22 protein-coding genes and 1 pseudogene are annotated in these 22,849 nt (G+C 66.8%); 9 read left to right on the plus strand and 14 right to left on the minus strand.

Going from position 1 to position 22,849, the window contains the following annotated elements; all coding sequences use genetic code 11:
- Together G3N93_RS08880 and G3N93_RS08885 are read right to left on the minus strand one after the other, a co-directional pair.
- Nucleotides 1-143 (minus strand): annotated as a pseudogene (locus G3N93_RS08880) (DUF2471 family protein); the annotation flags it as partial.
- Nucleotides 144-307: 164 nt separating this feature from the next.
- A complete protein-coding gene (locus G3N93_RS08885; RefSeq protein ID WP_206132817.1) occupies nt 308-1,201 on the minus strand; it encodes a LysR family transcriptional regulator in 894 nt (297 codons plus the stop codon).
- 86 nt (nt 1,202-1,287) lie between these two features.
- Between G3N93_RS08885 and G3N93_RS08890 the strand changes: the two genes are divergently transcribed.
- Nucleotides 1,288-2,067 (plus strand): NAD(P)H-dependent oxidoreductase, encoded by a 780-nt coding sequence (locus G3N93_RS08890; protein WP_206132818.1) that lies wholly within the window; start codon nt 1,288-1,290, stop codon nt 2,065-2,067.
- A gap of 116 nt (nt 2,068-2,183) precedes the next feature.
- Here G3N93_RS08890 and catC read toward each other — a convergent pair whose 3' ends face one another.
- The 3 genes from catC to G3N93_RS08905 are packed head-to-tail and all read right to left on the minus strand — an operon-like array spanning nt 2,184 to nt 4,585.
- Entirely contained in the window at nt 2,184-2,474 is a 291-nt protein-coding gene (catC, locus tag G3N93_RS08895) for a muconolactone Delta-isomerase (protein WP_011355923.1), read from the minus strand.
- A 43-nt stretch (nt 2,475-2,517) separates the two neighbouring features.
- Nucleotides 2,518-3,420: a catechol 1,2-dioxygenase gene (gene catA, locus G3N93_RS08900; protein WP_174938790.1), complete on the minus strand. Its 903-nt coding sequence runs from the start codon at nt 3,418-3,420 to the stop codon at nt 2,518-2,520.
- A 31-nt stretch (nt 3,421-3,451) separates the two neighbouring features.
- Entirely contained in the window at nt 3,452-4,585 is a 1,134-nt protein-coding gene (locus tag G3N93_RS08905) for a muconate/chloromuconate family cycloisomerase (protein WP_206121368.1), read from the minus strand.
- A gap of 91 nt (nt 4,586-4,676) precedes the next feature.
- Here G3N93_RS08905 and G3N93_RS08910 point away from each other — a divergent pair, with 91 nt between their 5' ends.
- A complete protein-coding gene (locus tag G3N93_RS08910; protein WP_174938788.1) occupies nt 4,677-5,567 on the plus strand; it encodes a LysR family transcriptional regulator in 891 nt (296 codons plus the stop codon).
- Between the two features lie 145 nt (nt 5,568-5,712).
- Here G3N93_RS08910 and andR read toward each other — a convergent pair whose 3' ends face one another.
- The gene (gene andR / locus G3N93_RS08915) at nt 5,713-6,672 is read right to left on the minus strand and encodes an anthranilate 1,2-dioxygenase regulatory protein AndR (RefSeq protein WP_174938786.1); all 960 of its coding nucleotides are present in this window, start codon (nt 6,670-6,672) and stop codon (nt 5,713-5,715) included.
- A 213-nt stretch (nt 6,673-6,885) separates the two neighbouring features.
- Between andR and andAc the strand changes: the two genes are divergently transcribed.
- From andAc to andAa, 4 genes are read left to right on the plus strand one after another with little or no spacing between them, the layout of a single operon-like run.
- The gene (gene andAc / locus G3N93_RS08920; protein ID WP_206132819.1) at nt 6,886-8,157 is read left to right on the plus strand and encodes an anthranilate 1,2-dioxygenase large subunit AndAc; all 1,272 of its coding nucleotides are present in this window, start codon (nt 6,886-6,888) and stop codon (nt 8,155-8,157) included.
- A gap of 14 nt (nt 8,158-8,171) precedes the next feature.
- The gene (gene andAd, locus G3N93_RS08925) at nt 8,172-8,660 is read left to right on the plus strand and encodes an anthranilate 1,2-dioxygenase small subunit AndAd (protein WP_011355917.1); all 489 of its coding nucleotides are present in this window, start codon (nt 8,172-8,174) and stop codon (nt 8,658-8,660) included.
- 20 nt (nt 8,661-8,680) lie between these two features.
- Entirely contained in the window at nt 8,681-9,007 is a 327-nt protein-coding gene (andAb, locus tag G3N93_RS08930) for an anthranilate 1,2-dioxygenase ferredoxin subunit AndAb (protein ID WP_006479527.1), read from the plus strand.
- The gene (andAa, locus tag G3N93_RS08935) at nt 8,997-10,217 is read left to right on the plus strand and encodes an anthranilate 1,2-dioxygenase system ferredoxin--NAD(+) reductase (protein WP_206132820.1); all 1,221 of its coding nucleotides are present in this window, start codon (nt 8,997-8,999) and stop codon (nt 10,215-10,217) included. The genes andAb and andAa overlap by 11 nt, the downstream gene beginning before the upstream one ends.
- Before the next feature lie 52 nt (nt 10,218-10,269).
- Here the strand turns inward: andAa and G3N93_RS08940 are convergent, their stop codons facing one another.
- The 6 genes from G3N93_RS08940 to G3N93_RS08965 all read right to left on the minus strand — a co-directional run bounded on the left by G3N93_RS08940 (nt 10,270) and on the right by G3N93_RS08965 (nt 16,948).
- Nucleotides 10,270-11,229, minus strand: coding sequence for a DUF1177 domain-containing protein (locus tag G3N93_RS08940; RefSeq protein WP_206132821.1), 960 nt, complete (start codon nt 11,227-11,229; stop codon nt 10,270-10,272).
- A gap of 79 nt (nt 11,230-11,308) precedes the next feature.
- Nucleotides 11,309-12,454 carry a porin gene (locus G3N93_RS08945; protein WP_206121365.1) on the minus strand — a complete coding sequence of 382 codons (1,146 nt, stop codon included), beginning with the start codon at nt 12,452-12,454 and terminating at the stop codon, nt 11,309-11,311.
- Between the two features lie 54 nt (nt 12,455-12,508).
- On the minus strand, nt 12,509-13,264 hold the full coding sequence (gene pepE / locus G3N93_RS08950; RefSeq protein WP_206121364.1) for a dipeptidase PepE: 756 nt from the start codon (nt 13,262-13,264) through the stop codon (nt 12,509-12,511).
- Between the two features lie 47 nt (nt 13,265-13,311).
- Nucleotides 13,312-14,496 carry an aminotransferase class V-fold PLP-dependent enzyme gene (locus G3N93_RS08955; RefSeq protein WP_206132822.1) on the minus strand — a complete coding sequence of 395 codons (1,185 nt, stop codon included), beginning with the start codon at nt 14,494-14,496 and terminating at the stop codon, nt 13,312-13,314.
- 24 nt (nt 14,497-14,520) lie between these two features.
- Entirely contained in the window at nt 14,521-16,140 is a 1,620-nt protein-coding gene (locus G3N93_RS08960; RefSeq protein WP_206132823.1) for an OPT/YSL family transporter, read from the minus strand.
- A gap of 67 nt (nt 16,141-16,207) precedes the next feature.
- On the minus strand, nt 16,208-16,948 hold the full coding sequence (locus G3N93_RS08965; RefSeq protein ID WP_206132824.1) for an IclR family transcriptional regulator: 741 nt from the start codon (nt 16,946-16,948) through the stop codon (nt 16,208-16,210).
- Between the two features lie 328 nt (nt 16,949-17,276).
- Here G3N93_RS08965 and G3N93_RS08970 point away from each other — a divergent pair, with 328 nt between their 5' ends.
- Nucleotides 17,277-18,563 (plus strand): DUF445 domain-containing protein, encoded by a 1,287-nt coding sequence (locus tag G3N93_RS08970; protein ID WP_174938769.1) that lies wholly within the window; start codon nt 17,277-17,279, stop codon nt 18,561-18,563.
- 48 nt (nt 18,564-18,611) lie between these two features.
- Here the strand turns inward: G3N93_RS08970 and G3N93_RS08975 are convergent, their stop codons facing one another.
- Nucleotides 18,612-18,911: an addiction module antidote protein gene (locus G3N93_RS08975; RefSeq protein ID WP_039344756.1), complete on the minus strand. Its 300-nt coding sequence runs from the start codon at nt 18,909-18,911 to the stop codon at nt 18,612-18,614.
- Between the two features lie 3 nt (nt 18,912-18,914).
- Entirely contained in the window at nt 18,915-19,232 is a 318-nt protein-coding gene (locus tag G3N93_RS08980) for a type II toxin-antitoxin system RelE/ParE family toxin (protein WP_241026469.1), read from the minus strand.
- A gap of 351 nt (nt 19,233-19,583) precedes the next feature.
- On the opposite strand from G3N93_RS08980, the gene G3N93_RS08985 reads away from it, so the two are divergent.
- Both G3N93_RS08985 and G3N93_RS08990 read left to right on the plus strand, forming a co-directional pair.
- On the plus strand, nt 19,584-21,224 hold the full coding sequence (locus G3N93_RS08985) for an acetolactate synthase large subunit (protein WP_206132825.1): 1,641 nt from the start codon (nt 19,584-19,586) through the stop codon (nt 21,222-21,224).
- Between the two features lie 29 nt (nt 21,225-21,253).
- On the plus strand, nt 21,254-22,687 hold the full coding sequence (locus G3N93_RS08990) for an aldehyde dehydrogenase family protein (protein ID WP_206132826.1): 1,434 nt from the start codon (nt 21,254-21,256) through the stop codon (nt 22,685-22,687).
- Nucleotides 22,688-22,849 lie beyond the last annotated feature (162 nt).

Consider the following 22,849-nt stretch of genomic DNA (forward strand, 5'->3'; position numbering starts at 1 on the left):
GTGCGGCGCCGCAGGCCGAGCGCCCGCTGCGCGGGGCCGCCCGCGACACGCTGCAGATCGACGACCGCCCGCTGCGCGGCGCGCTCGAAGTGGACGGGGTTGAAGCCGGGTTGCTCGGGATCGAATGCGGATGCCTGGAACATGGTCGCCTCACAAAAGTCCGTTCGTCTGTGGATGACGGAATTCGGGTCAAATGGTGCAAAAGCACTGTAAATATATACAGTGTTTGGCGCGGTTTCAAGCCCCGGATGAAGGATTTCGTGCGACGGAGATCGACGCGGGCGGCCGCACCGGGCGGGCGACCCATCTAAACCGCTGCCGCGATCGTCTCCCGCAGCCACCGATGCGCCGGATCGCGATGCACGCGTTCGTGCCACAGCATCGACATTTCATAGCCGGGCACCTCGACCGGCGCTTCCACCACCCGCAATGCGGGTACGTCGCGCACCAGCCGCTCGGGCAGCATCGCGACGAGATCGGTGCTGGCCACGGCCGACATCACGAACAGGAAGTGCGGCACCGACAGCACGACGCGCCGCGTCGCGCCCACCTTTGCTAGCGCTTCGTCCGTCACGCCGAAGAAGCCGCCGCCGTCGGGCGACACGACCACGTGCTCGAGCGTGCCGAACTGCGCGAGCGTCGGGCGCCGCTTCAGCTTCGGGTGCCCGGCGCGGCCGATGAGCACGTAACGCTCGGCGAACAACGGCAAGCGCCGCATGCCGGGCGGCGACCCTTCGGTTGTATGGAAGGCGAGATCGATGCCGTTTCGTTCGGCATCCTGCTCGATGCGCGGTGGTACCAGCTCGACCACGGCGAGGCGCGTGGCGGGCGCGGCCGAACGCAGCGTGTTCAGCGCGGGCAGCACGATCGTCGATTCGCCGTAGTCGGTCGCGGCCACGCGCCATGTGTTCGTCGCGGTCGCGGGATCGAACGGCGTGGCCGGAATCACTGCGCGCTCGACTGCTTCGAGCGCATCGCGCAACGGCTCGCGCAGCGCTTCCGCGCGCGCGGTCGGCCGCATTCCGCGCGGCCCCGGCAGCAGCAGCGGATCACCGAACACGTCGCGCAGCTTCTGCAACTGCACGCTCACCGACGGCTGCGACATGTTCAGTTTCTCGGCTGCACGCGTGACGTTGTGCTCGACGAGCAGCACGTCCAGCGTGACGAGCAGATTGAGATCGAGTCGTCTGAGATTATTCATGGCTATACCTGGAATATCAGGAATTCATTTCAAATATACCGTTGGTCGCGGCATCCTGCAGTCATTCAATCCACGGAGTACCGAACATGAATGTGCTGATCGTTTATGCCCATCCCGAACCGCGCTCGCTGAATGGCGCGTTGCGCGACTTTGCCGTCGAGCATCTCGAAGCGGCCGGCCACACGGTGCAGGTGACCGACCTGTATGCGATGAACTGGAAGGCGGCGTTCGACGCGGACGACATGACCCGGCGCGAGCCGGACGCGCGTTTCGATCCGTCGAACGACTCGAAGCACGCGTTTGCGGCCGGCACGCAGCGCGAAGACATCGTGCGCGAGCAGGACAAGCTGAGGTGGGCCGATGCGGTGATCCTGCAGTTCCCGCTGTGGTGGTTCTCGATGCCGGCGATCATGAAGGGCTGGTTCGAGCGCGTGTATGCCTACGGTTTTGCGTACGGTGTCGGCGAGCATTCCGATACGCACTGGGGCGATCGCTACGGTGAGGGCTCGTTCGCCGGCAAGCGCGCGATGGTGATCGTCACGGCGGGCGGGTGGGAATCGCATTACAGCCCGCGCGGGATCAACGGACCGATCGACGACGTGCTGTTCCCGATCCAGCACGGGATGCTGTATTACCCGGGTTTCGACGTGCTGCCGCCGTTCGTGATCTACCGTACCGGGAAGATGAACGACGCGCGCTTCGACGAAACGCGAGCGGCGCTCGGCAAGCGTCTGGATGCGCTTTGGACCACGCAGCCGATCCCGTTCCGGCGGCAGAACGCGGGCGATTACGAGATTCCGGCGTTGACGCTGAAGGCGGAGATCGCACCGGGGAAGGTGGGGTACGGGGCGCATCTGGCGGGGTGACGCTTGCCGCGTATCCCGATGCGGCCCGGCCGCGCAGTGGCCGAATGCAAAACGACACGGGCATGCCCGTGTCGTCCAGTGCGCGGCCGTCGTCGACGGCCGCGATTCGGGTTCACTTACCGATCGTCTTCCCGCACCGAGGAAGGATGCCGGCACAGCGCCCGCACTTCCATCTCCATATACGGGAACAGGGGCAGCTGGCTCAGCAGGTCATGCAGCTGCTGCACGCTTTCGACGTCGAAGATGCTGACGTTCGCATATTGCCCGGCGATCCGCCACAGGTGTCGCCAGGTTCCTTCGTTCATCAGCCGCTGGCACATCGCCTTTTCTTCGGCCTTCAGCGTGGCCGCCTTGACCGGATCCATGTCGGTCGGCAGACGGACGGTCATTTCCACATGAAACAACATCCTGCACTCCTTGCGTTATCGGTTCGTCGAATCGGAAGGCCGCTCACGCCTGCGCGCGGGCCCGCTCGACTTCGCTGCCCGGCACGTCCTGCTTTTCCTTGAGCAGCGAGAAGTCGAAGTCGATCAGCGCGAACTGCCCGTCGACGCCATACGGTTTGCCTTCCGCGCCTTCCGCCTGCTTCACTGCCGGGATCAGCCCTTCGCGCGTCGCGAAGGCGAAGTCGTCCCACAGATGCGGATCGCCATCGATGTTGATCTGCGTCGTCAGCTTACGATAACCGTCCGCCGAAACGAAGAAGTGAATGTGCGCCGGACGATGGCCGTGGCGGCCGAGCTGGTCGAGCAGTTGTTCGGTCTTGCCGCCCGGCGGCACGCTGTAGCCGACCGGCAGCACGCTGCGGAAGCTGTAGCGGCCTTCGGCGTCGGTGCGGATCGAGCGACGCAGGTTGAACGCCGGCTGCGACTGATCGAAGTACGAGTAGTTGCCGAGATGGTTCGCGTGCCACACCTCGACCAGCGCGTTCGCGACCGGCGCGCCGTCGTGGCCGAGCACCTGGCCGCGCATGATGAGCGTCTGGCCCGGATCGGTGCCGTCGTCGAGACGCGCATGGCCGACCGATTCCGGTGCACCCGCAACATACAGCGGACCTTCGATGGTGCGCGGCGTGCCGCCCTGGATACCGGCCTTCGCTTCGGCTTCGTCCATCCGCACGTCGAGGAAGTGTTCGAGGCCGAGACCGGCGGCGATCAGGCCGAGCTCCTTGCCGGCTTCGTTCAGGTAGTTCAGCGCCGTCCAGAATTCGCTCGGCTGCACGTCGAAGTCCTCGATCGTGTAGCAGATGTCCTTCACGATCCGGTTGACGATCGCGCGCACGCGCGGGTTGCCCGGCTGCTCGGCGGCGTCGTCGAAGGTCTTCAGCAGTGCGTCGATGGCTTGCTTGTTCATCTGTGTCTCCGGTTTCGGTTGTCGTGTGGGGTCAACGGGCGTCGCGTCGCATCCGTTCGATGCGGGCCCAGTCGAAGGTGATGCCGAGGCCGGGCGTCGCCGGCAGGTGCAGCTTGAAATCCTCGTAGCGCAGCGGCTCGACGAGGATTTCCTCGGTGAGCAGCAGGGGGCCGAACAGCTCGGTGCCCCATTTCAGCGAATCGAACGTGCTGAACAGTTGCGCGGACGCCATCGTGCCGGCCGCGCCCTCGAGCATCGTGCCGCCGTACAGTTCGATGCCGGCCGCCGCCGCGATCGACGCGACGCTCGCCGCACCCTGCAGGCCGCCCGATTGCGCGATCTTCACCGCGAACACGTCGGCGGCGCGATCCTGCGCGAGTGCGAACGCGTCGACGGGGCCGTGCAGCGCCTCGTCGGCCATGATCGGCACCTGTGCGAGCTGCGTGAGGCGTTTCAGCCCCGCGCGGTTGGTCGCGGCGATCGGCTGCTCGACGAGGCTCACGCCTGCTTCCGCAAGCCGTGCGCCGGCCCAGATCGCATCGGTTTCGCTCCATGCCTGGTTCACGTCGACGCGCACGTCGCCGCGCTCGCCGAGCGCGCGCTTGATCGCGATCACGTGTGCGACGTCGTCGGCCACCGCATTCGAGCCGATCTTCAGCTTGAACGCGCGGTGGCGGCGCGCGTCGAGCATCGCTTCGGCTTCCGCGATGTCGCGCTGCGTGTCGCCGCTCGCGAGCGTCCATGCGACGTCCACCGCATCGGTCCGGCGGCCGCCGAACAGCTCGGACAGCGGCACGCCGAGGCGGCGCGCCTGCGCGTCGAACAGCGCGGTTTCGATCGCGCACTTCGCGAAGCGGTTGCCCTGGAACAGCTTGCGGGCCCGCGCCAGCGCAGCGCCCGGACGCGTCGCGTCCATGCCCTGCAGCAGCGGCGCGAAGTAGGTGTCGATGTTGACCTTGATGCTTTCGGGGCTCTCCTCGCCGTACGCGAGGCCGCCGATGGTCGTCGCCTCGCCGACGCCTTCGATACCGTCCGTGCATCGAACACGGACCAGCACGAGGGTCTGGCAATTCATCGTCGCGACCGACAATTTGTGGGGCCGAATCGTCGGCACGTCGACGAGCAGCGTGTCGATGCGTTCGATGGTGGCGGCAGTTGCTATCATGCGATTCCTCCTGTTGGTGCACATGGTAGGAATTTCCGCCCCGCGTCGTCCAACACTCTTTCCGACTACTTCCATACCTTTGAGGCATGAAATGGAATTGCGTCAGCTCCGCTACTTCATCGCCGTCGCCGAGGAAATGAACATTACGCGGGCGGCCGAGCGGCTGCACATGACGCAGCCGCCGCTCAGCCGCCAGCTCCAGGCGATCGAGGACGAGATCGGGTTGCCGCTGTTCGAGCGCGGTGCGCGGCCGCTGAAACTGACGGATGCGGGGCGCGTGTTCTATGCGCAGGCAAAGCGCCTCGTCGACCAGGCCGACGAGCTGGGCCCGCTGACGCGGCGGCTCGCGCAGCTGTCGGAGCGGATCGTGATCGGCTTCGTGCCGTCGACGCTGTACGGCGCGCTGCCGGACGTGATCCGCGCGTTTCGCGAGGCGCAGCCAGACGTCGAGTTGTCGCTGATCGAAATGTTCACGCTCGAACAGCTCGGCGCGTTGAAGGGCGGGCGAATCGACGTGGGTTTCGGCCGGCTGCGCTTCGACGACGACCAGCTGGTGCGCGAGGCGCTGATCGAGGAAAAGCTGATCGCGGCGCTGCCGATCGGGCATCCGCTGGCCGATCCGGCCCGGCCGCTGACGCTCGCTGATATCGCGAACGAGACGCTGATCGTCTATCCGAGCACGCCGCGGCCGAGCTTCGCCGATCAGCAGCTGTCCGCGCTGCGCGACGGCGCGCTGGTGCCGGCGGCCGTTCACGAGGTGCGCGAGCTGCAGACGGCGCTCGGGCTGGTGGCTGCGCAGGTCGGCGTGTCGCTGGTGCCGGAGAGTGTGGAGGGCGTGCGCGTGAAGGGGGTGGTCTACCGGCGGTTGCCGGAGCCGGCCGCGACGTCGCCGATCATCATGAGCCGCCGGCTGCACGGCGAAAGCGCCGCCACGGCTGCGTTTTGTGCGATTGCGCGGGAAATGATCGTGCCGGCGGGGTGACTCGTCATTGCTTCCGTGAATCGCAACTAACGGTCTGTTTCGACAGGCACCCGCAGACGCGGCGAGGGCGTCGCGGTTTCATGTCGTTCCGGGCAGGGTCGAGAGCCGGCCGTGCAAGCCGCCGGCCGCGCGAGCGTACGCGGCGTCAGCGCTTCCCGTCGAGCGTTTCCGACGGCGATTCACCGAACTTCTCCCGATACGCGATCGCGAATCGCCCGAGGTGCGTGAACCCGCAATCGAGCGCGACATCGGCGATCCGCCGGTCGGACGTCGAGCCGCGCAGCAGCTCGCGCGCATGGTCGAGCCGCGTCGCGCGCAGGTATTGCATCGGGCTCATTCCGCGGAACTGCAGGAACGCGTCGCGCAGGGTCCGTTCCGGCACGTTGGCGGCCTGGACGATATCGGCGAGCTGCAGCGGCTGCGCATAGTGCGCGTTCACGAATTCCTGCGCGCGCCGCACGAAGCCCGGCGCCGGGTCGCGGTGCGACGCCTGCAGCACGGACGGCGGGTGGCCTTCGATCAGCAGGTCGATCAGCAGGTGCTCGAGCTGGGACGCGACGCGTGGGTTCGCGTTCGCGCGTTCGAGCAGTTCGGGCGACCGTGCGACGAGCATCAGCTGCTGGCGCCACGCTGCAAGCGCGGCATCGCTGACATGCAGCACGGGATCGAGTGTCGCGCGCGGGTCGCCGGTGAGCGAGCCGACGGTCGCCGCGTCGATGCGCAGCACGAACTGCTCGCAATCGGCCGACAGTACCGCGTCGAAGCGTTCGCCAGGCGCACACAGCACGCCGGTCTTGCCGTCGACGCCGAGCTGCCGCCCCATCGCACGCACCTCGGCCTGGCCGGACAAACAGAACATCAGCAGGTAGTAGCCGTCGACCGCGTCGACCTGCACGCGCATCGCGTCGCCGAACGCGATCGTGCCGATCCCGAGCCCGCCGAGCCGGACGAAATCCATGTGCGACGCCCCATGCGTGCGGCCGTTCGGCAGCAGCGCATGCGGCTGCATCACGCGCGAGATCCGCTCGCGCGTCTCGTCGAGATCGCGGGATTCGAACAGCCGGTGCGCGCGCAGCGCGAGCGGCTCGAACGACGTTGGGGACATGGGCATCAGCCTTGGTGTAGACGGCCAGCGCTTCGATCCGATCAATGGGTCGCGATCGTGCGCGGGGTCGTATGTGCCGTCATGCTAGCGCAGAAATCCGCCGAAAGTGGATATTGCACCGCCGCAATCGCACTTTCCGGATAGACGGCGAATATTAGCTTTTCAAAAATCGGCTCCATGCATTCAACGAAACGGATCGACCAGGAGTCCGACATGGAGCAGACAGAATCGCCCGTCGTTTTCGCCACGCGCGACGACGCATCCGACGTGAACTTTCCGCACGAAGACGGCTCGCGCGTGCCGTACAAGGTGTTCAGCTCGCGCGCGGTCTACGATCGCGAGCAGGAACGCATCTTCCGCGGCCCGACGTGGAACTTCGTCGCGCTGGAAGCGGAAATCCCGAACGCCGGCGACTTCAAGAGCACGTTCGTCGGCGATACGCCGGTGGTCGTCACGCGCACCGAGGACGGCACGCTGTCCGCATGGGTGAACCGCTGCGCGCACCGCGGCGCGCAGGTGTGCCGCAAGTCGCGCGGCAACGCGAGCTCGCACACGTGCGTCTATCACCAGTGGAGCTTCGACAACGCGGGCAACCTGCTCGGCGTGCCGTTCCGGCGCGGCCAGAAGGGGATGTCCGGGATGCCGGCCGACTTCGACCCGAAGCAGCACGGGCTGCGCAAGCTGCGCGTCGACAGCTATCGAGGGCTCGTGTTCGCGACCTTCAGCGATGACGTGATGCCGCTGCCCGACTATCTCGGCGAGCAGATGCGGCCGTGGATCGACCGGATCTTCCACAAGCCGATCGAGTATCTCGGCTGTACGCGCCAGTATTCGAAGTCGAACTGGAAGCTGTACATGGAGAACGTGAAGGACCCGTATCACGCGAGCATGCTGCACCTGTTCCATACGACCTTCAACATCTTCCGCGTCGGGATGAAGGCGCGCTCGATTCCGGATGCGAACCACGGGCTGCACAGCATCATCACGGTGACGAAGACGGGCGACGACACGTCGGCCGCGTACAAGCAGCAGAACATCCGCTCGTTCGACGAAGGTTTCCATCTGGAAGACGAATCGATTCTCGACCTCGTGTCGGAATACGACGAGGACTGCACGAACCATATCCAGCCGATCTTCCCGCAGCTCGTGATCCAGCAGATCCACAACACGCTGGTCGCACGGCAGATCCTGCCGAAGGGCCCCGACAACTTCGAACTGATCTTCCACTTTTTCGGCTATACGGACGATACGCCCGAGCTGCGCGCGCTGCGCATCAAGCAGGCGAACCTCGTCGGGCCGGCCGGCTACATCTCGATGGAGGACACGGAGGCGACCGAGCTCGTGCAGCGCGGCACGGTGCGCGACGGCGACGCGACGTCGGTGATCGAGATGTCGCGCGGCAATCCGGACCAGCAGGACACGGTGATCACCGAAAGCCTGATCCGCAAGTTCTGGGTCGGCTACCAGAAGCTGATGGGCTATTGAAGCGGGAGCGCGGAATGATGGAAAACCTGACGGAAGACATGAAGACGTGGTTCGAGATTTACATGCTCCAGAACCGCTATATCGGGCACCTCGACAACAACCGGCTCGAAGCATGGCCGACGATGTTCACCGAGGACTGCACGTACGAAATCGTGCCGAAGGAAAACGCCGACCTGGGGCTGCCGGTCGGGATCGTCCACTGCACGAACCAGCGGATGCTGCGCGACCGCGTGGTGTCGCTGCGGCACGCGAACATCTACGAAGAGCACACGTACCGGCACATGACGTCGGGCCTGACGATCGTCGCCGAACGCGACGGCGAGATCGACACCGAGAGCAACTACGTCGTCGTGCAGACGCGCAGCAACGGCGAGTCGAACGTGTACCAGGCCGGCAAGTACTACGACACGGTCGTGCGCACGCCGGACGGGCTGCGCTACAAGACCAAGCGGGTGATCTACGACACGTCGCGCGTGCAGACGCTGCTCGCTACCCCGATCTGATACGGAAGCAAGGAACAGACATGACCGAAGCAACGCTCGCCGAGTGGCATCCGCTTGGCGCTTTCGACGAATTCTCCGAAGACGAACCGGCGGCGCGCGTCGCCGGCCAGAAGCCGATCGCCGTGTTCCGGATCGGCGACGAACTGTTCGCGATGCACGACCTTTGCACGCACGGCCATGCACGGCTGTCGGAAGGCTATGTGGAGGATGGCTGCGTCGAATGCCCGCTGCACCAGGGGCTGATCGACATCCGCACCGGTGCGCCGAAATGCGCGCCGATCACCGAGCCGGTGCGGACCTATCCGATCCGGATCGTCGACGGGCAGGTGGAAGTCAATGTCGGCTGATCCGTTCGTGATCGTCGGCGCCGGGCATGCGGCGCGGCGCACGGCCGAAGCGCTGCGCGAACGCGATGCGGCGGCGCGCATCCTGATGATCGGCGCGGAGCGCGAGCTGCCGTACGACCGGCCTGCGCTGTCGAAGGACGCGTTGCTGACCGACGGCGGCGAGCAGCGGGCATTCGTGCGCGATGCGGCGTGGTACGACGCGCAGCGCATCGAGCTGCGGCTCGGCACGCGCGTCGATGCGATCGAGCGCGATGCGCAGCGCGTGCGGCTCGACGACGGCACGACGCTGCCTTATGCGCGGCTCGTGCTCGCGACGGGCTCGCGGGTGCGCACGTTCGGTGGTGCGATCGACGAGGGTATCAAGCCGCATTACGTCCGCACGGTCGACGATGCGCGTGCGTTGCGCACGCAGCTTGCGCCGGGACGCCGCGTGGCGGTGCTCGGCGGCGGGTTCATCGGCCTCGAGGTTGCGGCGGCGGCGCGCCAGCTCGGCTGCGACGTGACGGTGATCGATCCGGCGCCGCGCCTGCTGCAGCGTGCGTTGCCGGAAGTGGTCGGTACGTATGCGCATCAATTGCACGATGCGCGCGGCGTGGTCTTCCAGATGGCGACGCTGCCGCGCGCGATCCGTCGCGCGCCGGGCGGCGGTGCGATCGTCGAGACCGATCATGGCGACGTGCCGGCCGACCTCGTCGTGGTCGGCATCGGCGTGGTGCCCAATGTCGAGGTCGCGCAGGCGGCGGGGCTCGATGTCGACAACGGGATACGCGTCGACGCAGGTTGCCGCACGGTCGATCCCGCGATCTTCGCGGCGGGCGAGGTGACGATGCACTTCAATCCGCTGCTCGGGCGTCGCGTGCGGATCGAATCGTGGCAGGTGGCCGAAAACCAGCCGGCCGTCGCGGCTGCGAACCTGCTCGGCGCCGACGAGACTTATGCCGAGCTGCCGTGGCTGTGGTCCGATCAGTACGACTGCAACCTGCAGATGCTCGGGCTGTTCGGCAGCGAGCGCACGATCGTCGTGCGCGGCGACCCGGCGAACGGGCCGTTCACGGTATTCGGGCTGGGCGATGACGGCAAGATCGTCGCGGTGGCCGCGGCGAACTTGGGACGCGACATCGGCGCATCCCGCCGCTTGATTGCGGCGGGGGCGGTGCCGGATCCGGTGAAGCTCGCCGATCCGGCCGTGAACCTGAAGACGTTCATGTAACGGCGGACGCGCGGCGCGGCCCGATCATCCGGCCGCGCCGTGCGCTCCTTCGTCAAGCGGCCTTGCCGTACCCCTGGAACACGCTGAGATCCGGATACGCGTGGCGGATCTTGCGCCATTCGTTCGCGTCGTAGAACTCGCACGCGCCGGCCGTGAAGCGCTTCGCGACTTCGACCGAGAAGCGCACGGCTTCGGCCAGATCGACTTCGTGGCTCGCGCTCGAATCGCTGCCGCCGACCACCGCGCGCGCGGTGATCGCGACACCGACCACCGGCTTGTCGGTGCCGACGTGCGGCTGCATGATGCTGTTGAAGTGCGACAGCCCGTTGTCGTACGGCGTGATGTCCTGCAGCGAGATCGGGAACGTGACGGCCGGCATGCCGGTTGTCGATTCCATGATCGACACGAGATCCGGCGCCATCCGCAGGATGTAACCCTGCATCGCGGTCGGCGACAGCGCGAAGCCGCGTTGCTTGACGATCCGGTTGCCCTTCGACGCATCGAGCGACAGGATCGCATCCATGTCGGGCGTCACTTCGTAGCGGTTCATCGTGGCCGACGAAACCGGCATCCCCATGAACGGCACGCCGTTGTTCTCGCTCATCGATACATCGGTCGACAGGTGCGTCGTGACGATCACGTCGCCGGGCAGCACGTCGCCGTTCGCCTTCATCTCCGCGAGTTTCAGCGCGGCCGCGAGCGAGCCGATCGGGCCGTCCGCGTCCGACACCATCCCGAACTTCGCGGGCCGCGCGCCGATCGCGCCGTTGCGGCCGACGATGCCGAGCGTGCGAGCATCGCCGCCGGCCGTCTTGCCGTGCGAGCCGGGAATCACGATCGTGATGAAGTCGGTCGTCTTCGCCGGGTCTTCCGGCGGCTCGTTGTTGACCGTGGTGACCTCGACCGTCACGCCGTGCGCCGCGTAGGGCGCGAACAGCGCGGCAATATGCTGCCCGTTGACGGTCGCGCCATCGAGCGCGTCGAAAATGACGAGGGTCTGTTTCAGTGCCATCGAATGCCTCTTGATTCAGGTTGCCGATGCGGTGGTCGTGCGCCGCGCCGCGGGCCGCATCGGTCGAATGCGCGGTGGGTCAGAAGAAGTGCCGCAGGCCGAGCAGCACGGAAAGCTGCTCGTTGCGGCCGTTGAGTGCGGCGCCTGTCGCGGCGGCCGCATTGGTCGTCGTGTTGCCGAACAGGCCCGACCAGCCGCCGCGCGTCCATTCGTACGACGTCGCGACGTACACGTCGGTGCGCTTGCTGAGGCTGTAGTCGGCGACGCCGTACACGGTGCTGCGCGCGCCGTTGAAACCGTCGGCGAGCGTGCGGTTGTGCATGCCCGCGACGACGAAATTCCATACGGGTGTCGCACGCCAGCTCGCGCCGACGGTGAAGAAGTCGTCGCGGCGATGCGAGTCGAACACCGAGTTGATCGTGACGGCGGCGGTCGGCGAACCGGACGCCATGCTCGTGATCGACGCGGTGTCGGCGCCGCCGTTCGACGAATCGAAGCCGGCGTCGCGATCGCTGTGCAGGTAGTTCGCGAACACGTTCACGCTGCCGATCGCGGCTTTCGCGCCGGCGAGGTAGATCCGCGCGCGGCGGCTTTGCGTGTCGCGCGTCTGCTGCGCATCGCCGATCAGCGTCACCGGGCCCGATTCGTACTTGACGCCGAGCGACATCGACGAGCGTGCCCGCGTGTCGCCTGCGATCCCGCCGAACGCGTACTCGGCGATCACCTGCATCGGTCCGTAGGTGCCGGTGTAGCTGACCGCGTTGTCGTAGCGCTGGCCGACCAGGTAGACCTGCCATGAATTGGTCGGTGCGGCGCCCACGCCGAGCGGATCGACGTAGTACAGCATCGTGTTGCCGGTCGTGTACTGCCGGCCGAGCGCGAGCTCGCCCCAGCGCTCGTGACCGAGCTTCACGAACGCCTGGCGGCCGAACAGCTGGCCCTGCTGGTCGAGCTTGCCGTTGTTCGCGAGAAAGCCGTTCTCCAGCGTGAAGCCGGCTTTCCAGCCGTTGCCGAGCGCCTCGTTGCCCTTCAGCCCGAAGCGGCTGCCGGACAGGAAGCCCTCGTTGCCCTGTTGCAGGCCGATCGTGCGGTCGCCGGACGGGTTGGTGTGCGTCTGGTAACCGATCGCGACGTCGATGACGCCATACAGCGTCACGGTGGACTGGGCATGCGCGACGCCCGTCGCGCCGGCCAACAGCGCGAGTCCGGCAAGCTGCTTCTTCATGAAAAGGTCTCCTAACCGATATGGGACTGTTTTTTTAAAAGGGATATCCGGCGCTTATTTCTGGAAGTCAGGCCACGAGTCGATGCCGGCCGGGCCCGTGATCGACGCGAGTGGGAAGGTGGCGTTTTCCGCCAGCGTGCGCACGTCGGTCTTGCTCGCGAAATGCAGCGCGCCGCGCTCGCCGAGCACGGTGCCCGTCGTGCCGTCGGACAGCAGCGCGGAGCCTTCGGGCAGCGCGAACACCTGCTCGGGCGCGTTGATGTCGAGGAATTCGCCGAGGCGTTCCTCGCGGCTCTCGCCGTTGTGGCCGGCCGGCTTGCCGCTGATGAAGTGCGGGTTGATCTGGAACGGCGCGAGGCCGAGCGCGCGCAGCGTCGGCGGCTGCACGATCGGCATGTCGTTGGTCGTGCGGATCGTCGGGCACGCGACGTTGCTGCCCGCGCTCCAGCCGACGTACGGCACGCCGGCGTGCACGCGCGCGCGGATCGCGTCGACGATATTCGCGTCGTACATGCGCTTGAGCAGCGCGAACGTGTTGCCGCCGCCGACCGCGATTGCGTCGGCATTCTCGATCGTCTTGCGCGGGTCGGAGCTGTGATGCAGCGATTCGAGCGCATAGCCGAGCTTCTCGAACACCGGCTTCACCATCCCTTCGTAGGTGTCGAAACTGAACGACACGCCGGCGTACGGCACGAAGACGATCTTGCGCGCTTCGTGGCGGAACAGCGCGTGGATCTGTTCGGTCGCGTGTTCGAGATAACCGAGCGCGTCCTTGCGGGAGCTGCTCATCAGCAGAAAGCGTTGGTTCATGGTGGCTCCTGTTTCTGTATCGGTAGTCGGGTCGGGTAGGGCGGGGATTAGCGGGCTGCCGCGCGGATCAGGTCGGCGACGCGGTCGATTTCTTCGCGGGTATTGAAGTAGTGCAGCGACACGCGGGCCATCGTCGACACGCCGTAGCGTGCGAGGATCGCATCGGCCATGAAGTTGCCGGCCTCGATGATGCAGTGCTGCGCCTCGAGCGCCGCGACGATCGTCGCGGGATCGATGCCGCGCAGGTTGAACGGCACGATGCCGATGCGGCGCGCCGCATCGCGCGGGCCGTACAGCTCGAAGCCGGGCAGCGTCGCGAAGCGTTCGACCGCGTAGGCGGTGAGGTCGCGCACGCGCGCCTCGATCTGCGCGACGCCGATACGCTGCGCATAGTCGAGCGCGGCGCCGAGGCCGAGGATCGCGGGCACGATCGGGCAGCCGGCTTCGAAGCGCTTCGCACCGGCGACGAACGACAGCGCGCCGGTCGTCCGGTCGTACGCGCCGTTCCACCAGCCGGCGAGCACCGGTTCGAGCGCGTCGATCCGGTCGCGCTGCACGTAGAGGAAGCCGGAGCCTTCCGTCGCGCGCAGCGCCTTGCGGCCGCAGCCGGCGAGGAAATCGCAGCCGAGCGTGCGCACGTCGGTCTCGACCATCCCGACGCTTTGCGATGCATTGACGAGCGACAGCACGCCGTGCGCGCGGGCGACCGCGCACAGCGCGGCGGCGTCCTGCAGCGCGCCCGACGAGTTCGGCACGTGCGAGAACGTGAGCAGGCGCGTGCGCGGCGTGATGGCCTGCGCGAATGCGTCCGGCGCGAGCAGCCCTTCGTCGTTCGCGGCGATCATCTTCACGACGATGCCGTGCGTCGCTTCGAGCCGCTTCCACGGCAGCAGGTTGCTGAGCATCTCGGTATCGGCGACGAGTACTTCGTCGCCCGGCTGCCAGCGCAGCCCCTGCGCGACGAGCGAGATCGCTTCGGTCGCGTTCTTCGTGAATGCGATCTCGTCGGCCTGCGCGCCGAGGAACGCGGCGAGCTGCGTGCGCACGGCATCGACGCGCGCATAGGTGGCCTTGCGGAACGCGGGCAGGTAGATGCCGACGCGGCCGGTGTCGCGCAGATAGGCGTTGACGGTGTCGAGCACGGGCTCGGGCGGCAGCGACGCGGCGGCCGTATCGAGGTAGATCGTCGATGCGGTCAGCGGCGTATCGGCGCGGATTGCAGTGATGTCCATCTGAAGTCCTGTCGGTGAAACGGATTACTTGAGCTTGATGAGCGAGCGCGTAAAGCTGAAGAGGGCGTCGCCCGCGATCACGCCGCCCGCGAATGCGCTCATCTCGGCGATGTCGCGTTCGCCGCGCGTGCGCAGCAGGATGAAGCGGATCGCGAGGCCGATCAGCACGGCGAAGCCCGCGAGCGGCGACGTGAGCAGCATGCCGGTCGACAGCAGCACGCCGAGCTGGCGCTTCGCGCCGCCGAGCCACTGCAGCAGCGCGCCGGGTACGGCCCAGATCGCGAGGTCGCGCGCGATGTCCCACGACGAGCCGGCCTTGATCGACGCCGCGTAGACGCGATCGACCGGCGGCAGCATGTCGCGGCTGAAGAAGCCGTGGTGGAACAGCACGACCACGATGCCGGCGACGACGAAGCCGAGCGTCGCCGCGAGGAACTGCTGGCGGCGGCCGGCCATTTCGAGCGCCGGGTCCTGGCCCGAGCCGCGCAGCAGGAACCCGGTCTTCAGGTCGTAGCCCATGTCGGCGAAGGCGGGGCCCGTCGCGGCCGAGAAACCGACCAGCACCGCGAGCGCGGGCGCCGGGAAGCCGATCAGGATGCCGATCGTCAGCGTGATCAGCGCGACCGCGAAGGCGGGGAACCAGCCCGAGTGCATCGCGGCGATGCCGACGATCAGCTCGTGGATGTACGCCGAAAACGCCGCATACAGCACGAACACGATCAGCATGCCGGTCGACATCTCCGAGAAGCCGCCCGTGCAGCCGACGATCACCAGCGCGATCAGCATGTAGACGACGTAGCCGAGGCCGAGGATGCGGCCTGCGCGCAGCGGCGACACGTCGCCGGTGCCGGCGTCGTCGACCGGCGCACGGCGTGCGCGGCGGATCTCGGTCGACACCTGCAGCATCGCGACGATGCCCGCGCCGATCATCACGCCGTGCGGGATGTAGGCCTTCGCGATGTCGACGCCGGTCAGCGCGACCGAGTAGCCGCGGATCAGCAGGCCGAGGCCGAACATCGTCAGCGCCGCCAGGTTGCCGAGGAATGCCGCGCCGAACGCGGACATCGGAATGCCGAGCCACGCGCCGGCCACGCCGACCGCGACGCCGATTCCGAGGAACGCGGCCTTGCGGCCGCCACGGTCGCCGGCCCAGATCGCTTCGGCGGTTGCGACGCCCGACGGCCAGCTGCCCGTGGCCGGGAAGATCCGGCTGCCGAACAGCAGGTACAGCATCGTGCCGTCGACGAGCATCGCGGCGAGCGCGCCGATCAGCATCGGCGTCGCGAGTTCGGGCATGCCCATCGCGTACGGCACGCCGATCGGGATCATCAGCGAGTTCGCCGCACCGAACGTGGCCGACGAGATGGCCGTCTGCACGAGGTTCTGGCGTTCGAGCACGCGGAAGCGCCGCGCGAGTTCATGAGGGATGCGCGAGAACACGATCGCGATCAGCGCGCCGATGATCGACGTGTTCGCCGAGATGCCGAGCGACACGATCAGCTGCATGCCGATGATCGCGCCGAGCACCGATAGCAGGACCGACACGATCAGCAGTACGGGTTCGGCGAAACGGACGCGCGTGGCGCCGGGCGGGGTGGCGGGCGCGGCGGGTTCGCCGGCCGGCGCGTCTTGAAGGGCGTTCATGGGTTCTCCTCCGGATGCCTGTCGTTTGTTGTGGTGTGCGACAGCGGTAACGGGTGGTGGAACGTGCTCAGCGCATCAGGCTGAGCACGCTTTCGATCTTGCGGCGCGCGTCGTTCAGCGCATCGAGCAGGCGCGGCACGGCCGATTCGTCGAGACGCTGCATCGGCCCCGAGATCGCGAGCGATCCGGCGACCGAGCGGCTGCCCTTTGCGGTGAGCGGCACCGCGAGCCCCGCGACGCCGGTGGCGGCTTCTTCGCGGGTGTAGGCCCAGCCGTTCTCGCGGATCACATCGAGGCGCGCCTCGATGGCCGCGCGGTCGACCGCCTGGCCGGACTTCGTCGCACGGGCGAAAACTTCGTCGCGCATCGCATCGGGCTGGAACGCGAGGATCGCCTTGCCGTGCGCGCCCGCATGCAGCGCGAAGCGCTGGCCTTCCTCGATCGAGAAGCGCAGTTGCTGGTCGCCGTGCGCGATGTCGAGGCACAGCCCTTCGTAACCGTCGAGCAGCGACAGGAACACGGTCTCGCCGCTTTGCTGCGCGAGCCGGTGCAGCGCGGGCTCGACGATCTGCGACGGCGACAGCGAGCGCCGCACGATCTCGCCCATCTCGAACCAGCGCAGCCCGAGCGCGTAGCGGCCCGCATCGTCCTGCACGAGATAGCCCTCGGCCGCGAACGTCGCAAGCACGCGATGGATGATCGCGTGATGCACGCCACTTTCCTTCGCGAGTTCGCGGACGCCCCATACGGCCTGCTGGGCGGTGAAGTACTGCATCAGTTGCAGCGCGCTGCTGAGTGTCTTGAGCATGATATTCGTCTCTATATGAGAGACAGTGTCTCGAAATTTGAATACAGTCTGAGCGGACGCGACGACGTCGTGCTATCCGGGTAAACGCGAAATTGAGAGACAGTCCGGCTGGCAAGGCTGAGCGGGCGACTGGACGGGTCGGGGCGGTCGTTGCGAAGGGAGGAAGCCAGCCGGAGGCGGGTGGGCTGTCGGCTGAAAAACGGGGTGTGAATCGCTCGGCCGCCCGGCTGGCTGCCGCCGTGATCAGGTCATAAAAAAGGGCCGGTCATTTGTCGGCGGCCGCCGACTCGGTGCATATTGGCGGCATCGTTCGCCCGACCGGTTGCCCATGACGCCAGACAAAGCCCTCGAACTGAAACGCAGCAAGCGCCGCGCACTGTGGCTGCTGCTGGCCGCCGTCGCGGTATTCGTCACGACGATCCTGCTGCCGCGCGGCCCGTGGGTCGACGGCGTCAAGGCCGTGGCCGAAGCTGCGATGGTCGGCGCGCTTGCCGACTGGTTCGCGGTCGTCGCGCTGTTCCGCCGCGTGCCGATCCCGTTCGTGTCGCGCCATACCGAGATCATTCCGAAGAACAAGGACAAGATCGCCGACAACCTCGCGGTGTTCGTGCGCGAGAAGTTCCTCGGCCCCGATGCGCTTGCCGCGCAGATCCGCCAGCACGATCCCGCGCAGAAACTCGGCGCGTGGCTCGGCGAGCCGGCGAACACCGAGGCGCTCGGCGGCTATGTGACGAAGCTGATGAGTTTCGCGCTCGACATGACCGACGACGCGCGGATCCAGTCGTTCGTCCACGACGCGTTTCGCGCGGTGATCGACCGGGTCGACCTGTCGCAATCGGCCGGCGCGATCCTCGACACGCTGACGAAGGACGGCCGTCACCAGGCGCTGCTCGACGACGCGATCGAACAGGTGGTCGACGTGCTCGACAAGGAGGAGAACCGCGAGGTGATCGCGGGCTTCATCGTCGAATGGCTGAAGACGCAGTACCCGAAGGTCGAGAAGATCATGCCGACGCAGTGGTTCGGCGAGAACGGCGCGCGGATGCTCGCGAGCGCGGTGAGCCGCGTGCTGGAAGGCGTGGCGGCCGATCCCGAGCACGAGCTGCGGCAGCGCTTCGACCGGACGGTTCTGCGGCTGACCGAACGGTTGAAGCACGATCCCGCGTTCATCGAGAAGGGCGAGGAGATCAAGCGCTATATCCGCGACGGCGCCGCGTTCAACGAGTATGTGCGCGACCTGTGGGACCAGTTGCGCGCGTGGCTGAAGGCCGATCTCGCGCGCCCCGATTCGGCGCTGCACCGGCAGGCCGCGATGCTCGGCGGCTGGCTCGGTGCGCGGCTCTCGGAGAGCCCGGCATTGCGCGCGTCGCTGAACGAGCACGTCGAAAAGGCCGTGCACGAGATGGCGCCGGATTTCGCGGATTTCCTGATGCGCCACATCCGCGACACGGTGCGCAACTGGGATGCGCGCGAGATGTCGCGGCAGATCGAGCTGAACATCGGCAAGGATCTGCAATACATCCGCATCAACGGCACGCTGGTCGGCGGGCTGATCGGGCTCGGGTTGTATCTGGTGTCGCTGGTACCGCGCTGGGCGGCCGGATGGCTGCACTGACGCGGCCACCGGTGTCGCGCGGCGGGCGTGACGGCCCGCACCCGCGCATCATGCGTGCGCTTTCGAGCCGTGCAGTTGCAGGCCGAGCGCCTTGATGACCTTCAGGATCGTGCCGAAGCTCGGGTTGCCGTCGTGCGACAGCGCCTTGTACAGCCCTTCGCGCGACAGGCCCGCATCGCGCGCGACCTGCGACATGCCGCGTGCGCGCGCGATCACGCCGAGCGCGTGCGCGATGAAGGCCGGATCGTCGCCGGCTTCCTGCAGGCACGCTTCGAAGTAGTCGGCCATGTCGTCTTCGGTTTTCAGATGATCGGCCGAATCCCACGGCCGGGTGCTGATCTTGTCCATCGGTTACTCCATGTCGAGATGCGCGAGCATCGCGTGCGCGGCGCGGATGTCGGCCTGTTGCGTCGATTTATCGCCGCCGCAGAGCAGGATGACCCAGATCGTTCCGCGCCTCACGTAGTAGACGCGATAGCCGGGGCCGTGGTCGATCCGCATCTCGACGACCGGCGAGCCGGCGGACTTCCAGTCGCCGGGATTGCCCATCGAGAGGCGGTCGATGCGCGCCTGGATGCGGCGCTTCGCGACGCGATCCGGCAGGCCGGCAAACCAGGCGTCGAAGACGTCGGTGGTCCGGATGCTGAACGTAGGCGCACAGTAGGGCATGGATTGCAATATGTCAACCATGGTTCACATGTCTGGTGTGTTGAGTTTCGTTGCCGCTACAGTAGGGCCGCGCGCTTGGTTTGCGTGCCGATTGGCCGTTAGGCCGAAGTCGGGATCTTCCGAATCCGTCTACAATCAAAAACGTCTTTGCCGCCCGTGCGTGCCTGCCGCGCGCGGGCGGGTCCGTTTGTCCTCCGGCTTCCGGAGGCGCCGCCGTGCAGCGCGTGTTGCGTGGCGGGCAGTGCCGTGGTTTGTGTCCAGTAGGTAAAGCGTCCGCGTGCCGTAGGCCGGCGCGCGTTCTGAACGCTGCGTGTCCGTAGGCCGGGCAGGCGGCATCAACCGAGAGTCCCCATGAAAGCATCGGATCTGTTCGTGAAGGCGCTGGAAGCCGAAGGCGTCGAGTACGTGTTCGGCATTCCCGGCGAAGAAAACCTCGATCTGCTCGAATCGCTGCGGCGATCGAAGATCAAGCTCGTGCTGACCCGGCACGAGCAGGCGGCCGGGTTCATGGCCGCCACCTACGGCCGCCTGACGGGCCGCACCGGCGTGTGTATCGCCACGCTCGGGCCCGGCGCGACGAACTTCGTGACGGCCGCCGCGTATGCGCAGCTCGGCGGCATGCCGATGCTGATGATCACCGGGCAGAAGCCGATCAAGTCCAGCAAGCAGGGCCACTTCCAGATCGTCGACGTGGTCGACATGATGCAGCCGCTCACGAAGTTCACGCGGCAGATCGTGTCGATCGGCAACATCCCGTCGGCCGTGCGCGAGGCGTTCCGCCGCGCGGAGGAAGAGCGCCCGGGCGCTGCGCACCTCGAACTGCCGGAAGACATCGCGCACGAGGAGGGCGACGGCAAGCCGATCCCGCGCAGCTACAGCCGGCGGCCGGTGGCCGAGGAGAAGGCGGTCGCGCATGCGGTCGACGCGATCCAGGCCGCGCGCCATCCGCTGTTGATGATCGGCGCGGGCGGCAACCGCAAGACCACCTGCAAGATGCTGCTCGAATTCGTCGACAAGACGGGCATCCCGTTCTTCACGACGCAGATGGGCAAGGGCGTGATCGACGAGACGCACCCGCTGTGGCTCGGCAACGCGACGCTGTCCGACGGCGATTTCGTGCACCGCGCGATCGAGCATGCGGACTGCATCATCAACGTCGGTCACGACGTGATCGAGAAGCCGCCGTTCTTCATGCGTACCGACGACAAGACCGTGATCCACGTGAACTTCCTCGGCGCGCAGGTCGACCCCGTCTACTTCCCGCAGATCGAGGTGGTGGGCGACATCGCGAACGCGGTGTGGCAGATGAAGGAGGCGCTCGCGCCGCAGTCGCACTGGGATTTCGCGCGCTTCGAGATGATCAAGGAACATTTCGACGCCCATCTGGAGAAGGGCCAGCACGATCCGCGCTTCCCGATGTACCCGGTGCGGATCGTCAACGATCTGTACAACGCCATGCCGGTCGACGGCATCGTGTGTCTCGACAACGGGATGTACAAGATCTGGTTCGCCCGCTACTGGCGCGCGCACGAGCCGAATTCGCTGCTGCTCGACAATGCGCTCGCGTCGATGGGCGCGGGCCTGCCGTCGGCGATCGCGACGAAGATCGTGCATCCGCAGCGCAAGGTGATCGCCGTGTGCGGCGACGGCGGCTTCATGATGAATTCGCAGGAGCTCGAAACGGCCGTGCGGTTGAAGCTCGACCTCGTCGTGATGATTCTGCGCGACGACGCGTTCGGCATGATCCGCTGGAAGCAGGAGAACATGAACTTCCCCGATTTCGCGATGACGCTGCAGAACCCCGATTTCGTCGCGTATGCGCAAAGCTACGGTGCGCACGGGCATCGCGTGGAATCGGCCGACGATCTCGAGCCGCTGCTGCGCGAATGTTTCGCGTCGCCGGGCGTGCACGTGATCGACGTGCCGATCGACTACTCGGACAACGAGCGCGTGCTGAACCGCGAAATCAAGCGCCTGTCGGCGCAACTCTGAATGTCCCGCTCACAGGAAGGAGTCGTTCCATGTTGAAGGAAACCTATCCGTACTACCTCGCCAACGAAGCCGTCTACGCGAACACCGATCTGGAGGTGACGGACAAGTTCAGCGGCCAGGTCGCGACGCGTGTCGCGCTGGCCGACGCGAAGGCCATCGACGCGGCGATCGGCGCGGCAGTGGATGCCGCGAAGCCGATGCGCGAGCTGCCGGCCTTCAAGCGGCAGGCCGTGCTCGACCATTGCGTCGCGCGCTTTCGCGAGCGCTTCGACGAGCTGGCCGAAGCGCTGTGCATCGAGGCCGGCAAACCGATCAACGATTCGAAGGGCGAAGTCACGCGGCTGATCGACACGTTCCGCGTGGCGTCCGAAGAATCAGTGCGTATCGACGGCGAAATCATCAACCTCGAGATCTCCGCGCGTGCGCAGGGCTATACGGGCTACACGAAGCGCGTGCCGGTCGGCCCGTGCTCGTTCATCTCGCCGTTCAACTTCCCGCTGAATCTCGCCGCACACAAGGTCGCGCCCGCGCTGGCGGCCGGCTGTCCGTTCGTGCTGAAGCCCGCGAGCCGCACGCCGATCGGCGCGCTGATCATCGGCGAGGTGCTCGCGGAAACCGACTTGCCGAAGGGCGCGTTCTCGGTGCTGCCCGCGCATCGCGACGGCGCCGACCTGTTCACGACCGACGAGCGTTTCAAGCTGCTGTCGTTCACGGGTTCGCCCGCCGTCGGCTGGGCGCTGAAAGAGAAGGCCGGCAAGAAGAAAGTCGTGCTGGAGCTCGGCGGCAACGCGGCCGCGATCGTCGATGCGGACCAGCGCGACCGGCTCGATTACGTGGTCGAGCGTCTGGCGTTCGGCGCGTATTACCAGTCGGGCCAGAGCTGCATCGGCGTGCAGCGGATCCTCGTGCATGCCGATCTGTACGACGCGCTGCGCGAGAAGCTGATCGTGAAGACGCGTTCGCTGAAGATGGGTGATCCGAAGGATCCGTCTACGTTCGTTGGCCCGATGATCTCCGAATCCGAATCGCGCCGGCTGTCGGGCTGGATGGACGCGGCCGTCGCGGCGGGCGCGAAGATCGTCGCGGGCGGCAAGGTCGACGGCGCGATGTTCGAGGCGACGCTGCTGGAAAACGTCGGGCGCGAGCAGGACCTGTACCGGAAGGAGGCGTTCGGCCCCGTCGCGATTCTCGAGAAGTTCGACCGCTTCGACGATGCGCTCGCACGCGTGAACGACAGCGACTTCGGGCTGCAGGCCGGCGTGTTCACCGATTCGCTCACGCATGCGCAGCGCGCGTGGGACGAGCTGGAGGTCGGCGGCGTCGTGATCAACGACGTGCCGTCGTTCCGCGTCGACAACATGCCGTACGGCGGCGTGAAGGATTCGGGCCTCGGCCGCGAAGGGATCCGCTACGCGATCGAGGACATGACCGAGCCGCGGTTGATGGTCGTGCGGCGCCGCTAACGCGCAGGCAGGCAGCGCGGTGCCGCGACGGCACGCGGGCAGGGCGATCGGGCCAGCCTGCGTGCCGTTTTTCATGGCGTCGCGCCCATCGGGCCGGCGTCGGGCTCGCACCGCGCACGCATCGCGCGGCCGGCTGCCCGAACGCGCTCGACTACGGGCCTT

Source organism: Burkholderia sp. Se-20378 (genome assembly GCF_017104665.1).
In the GTDB taxonomy this organism is placed as follows: Bacteria; Pseudomonadota; Gammaproteobacteria; order Burkholderiales; family Burkholderiaceae; genus Burkholderia; species Burkholderia lata.

Coding starts and splice junctions, on each gene's coding strand:
- G3N93_RS08975 (WP_039344756.1), bottom strand. CDS start 18,911: ATGGACAAGATCAGCACCCGGCCGTGGGATTCGGCCGATCATCTGAAA.
- pepE (WP_206121364.1), bottom strand. CDS start 13,264: ATGAACCAACGCTTTCTGCTGATGAGCAGCTCCCGCAAGGACGCGCTC.
- andAc (WP_206132819.1), top strand. CDS start 6,886: ATGGAGCAGACAGAATCGCCCGTCGTTTTCGCCACGCGCGACGACGCA.
- G3N93_RS08980 (WP_241026469.1), bottom strand. CDS start 19,232: ATGCCCTACTGTGCGCCTACGTTCAGCATCCGGACCACCGACGTCTTC.
- G3N93_RS08910 (WP_174938788.1), top strand. CDS start 4,677: ATGGAATTGCGTCAGCTCCGCTACTTCATCGCCGTCGCCGAGGAAATG.
- G3N93_RS08955 (WP_206132822.1), bottom strand. CDS start 14,496: ATGGACATCACTGCAATCCGCGCCGATACGCCGCTGACCGCATCGACG.
- andAb (WP_006479527.1), top strand. CDS start 8,681: ATGACCGAAGCAACGCTCGCCGAGTGGCATCCGCTTGGCGCTTTCGAC.
- G3N93_RS08965 (WP_206132824.1), bottom strand. CDS start 16,948: ATGCTCAAGACACTCAGCAGCGCGCTGCAACTGATGCAGTACTTCACC.
- G3N93_RS08945 (WP_206121365.1), bottom strand. CDS start 12,454: ATGAAGAAGCAGCTTGCCGGACTCGCGCTGTTGGCCGGCGCGACGGGC.
- andR (WP_174938786.1), bottom strand. CDS start 6,672: ATGTCCCCAACGTCGTTCGAGCCGCTCGCGCTGCGCGCGCACCGGCTG.
- G3N93_RS08990 (WP_206132826.1), top strand. CDS start 21,254: ATGTTGAAGGAAACCTATCCGTACTACCTCGCCAACGAAGCCGTCTAC.
- andAd (WP_011355917.1), top strand. CDS start 8,172: ATGATGGAAAACCTGACGGAAGACATGAAGACGTGGTTCGAGATTTAC.
- G3N93_RS08985 (WP_206132825.1), top strand. CDS start 19,584: ATGAAAGCATCGGATCTGTTCGTGAAGGCGCTGGAAGCCGAAGGCGTC.
- G3N93_RS08905 (WP_206121368.1), bottom strand. CDS start 4,585: ATGATAGCAACTGCCGCCACCATCGAACGCATCGACACGCTGCTCGTC.
- G3N93_RS08890 (WP_206132818.1), top strand. CDS start 1,288: ATGAATGTGCTGATCGTTTATGCCCATCCCGAACCGCGCTCGCTGAAT.
- G3N93_RS08960 (WP_206132823.1), bottom strand. CDS start 16,140: ATGAACGCCCTTCAAGACGCGCCGGCCGGCGAACCCGCCGCGCCCGCC.
- andAa (WP_206132820.1), top strand. CDS start 8,997: ATGTCGGCTGATCCGTTCGTGATCGTCGGCGCCGGGCATGCGGCGCGG.
- G3N93_RS08885 (WP_206132817.1), bottom strand. CDS start 1,201: ATGAATAATCTCAGACGACTCGATCTCAATCTGCTCGTCACGCTGGAC.
- G3N93_RS08940 (WP_206132821.1), bottom strand. CDS start 11,229: ATGGCACTGAAACAGACCCTCGTCATTTTCGACGCGCTCGATGGCGCG.
- catC (WP_011355923.1), bottom strand. CDS start 2,474: ATGTTGTTTCATGTGGAAATGACCGTCCGTCTGCCGACCGACATGGAT.
- catA (WP_174938790.1), bottom strand. CDS start 3,420: ATGAACAAGCAAGCCATCGACGCACTGCTGAAGACCTTCGACGACGCC.
- G3N93_RS08970 (WP_174938769.1), top strand. CDS start 17,277: ATGACGCCAGACAAAGCCCTCGAACTGAAACGCAGCAAGCGCCGCGCA.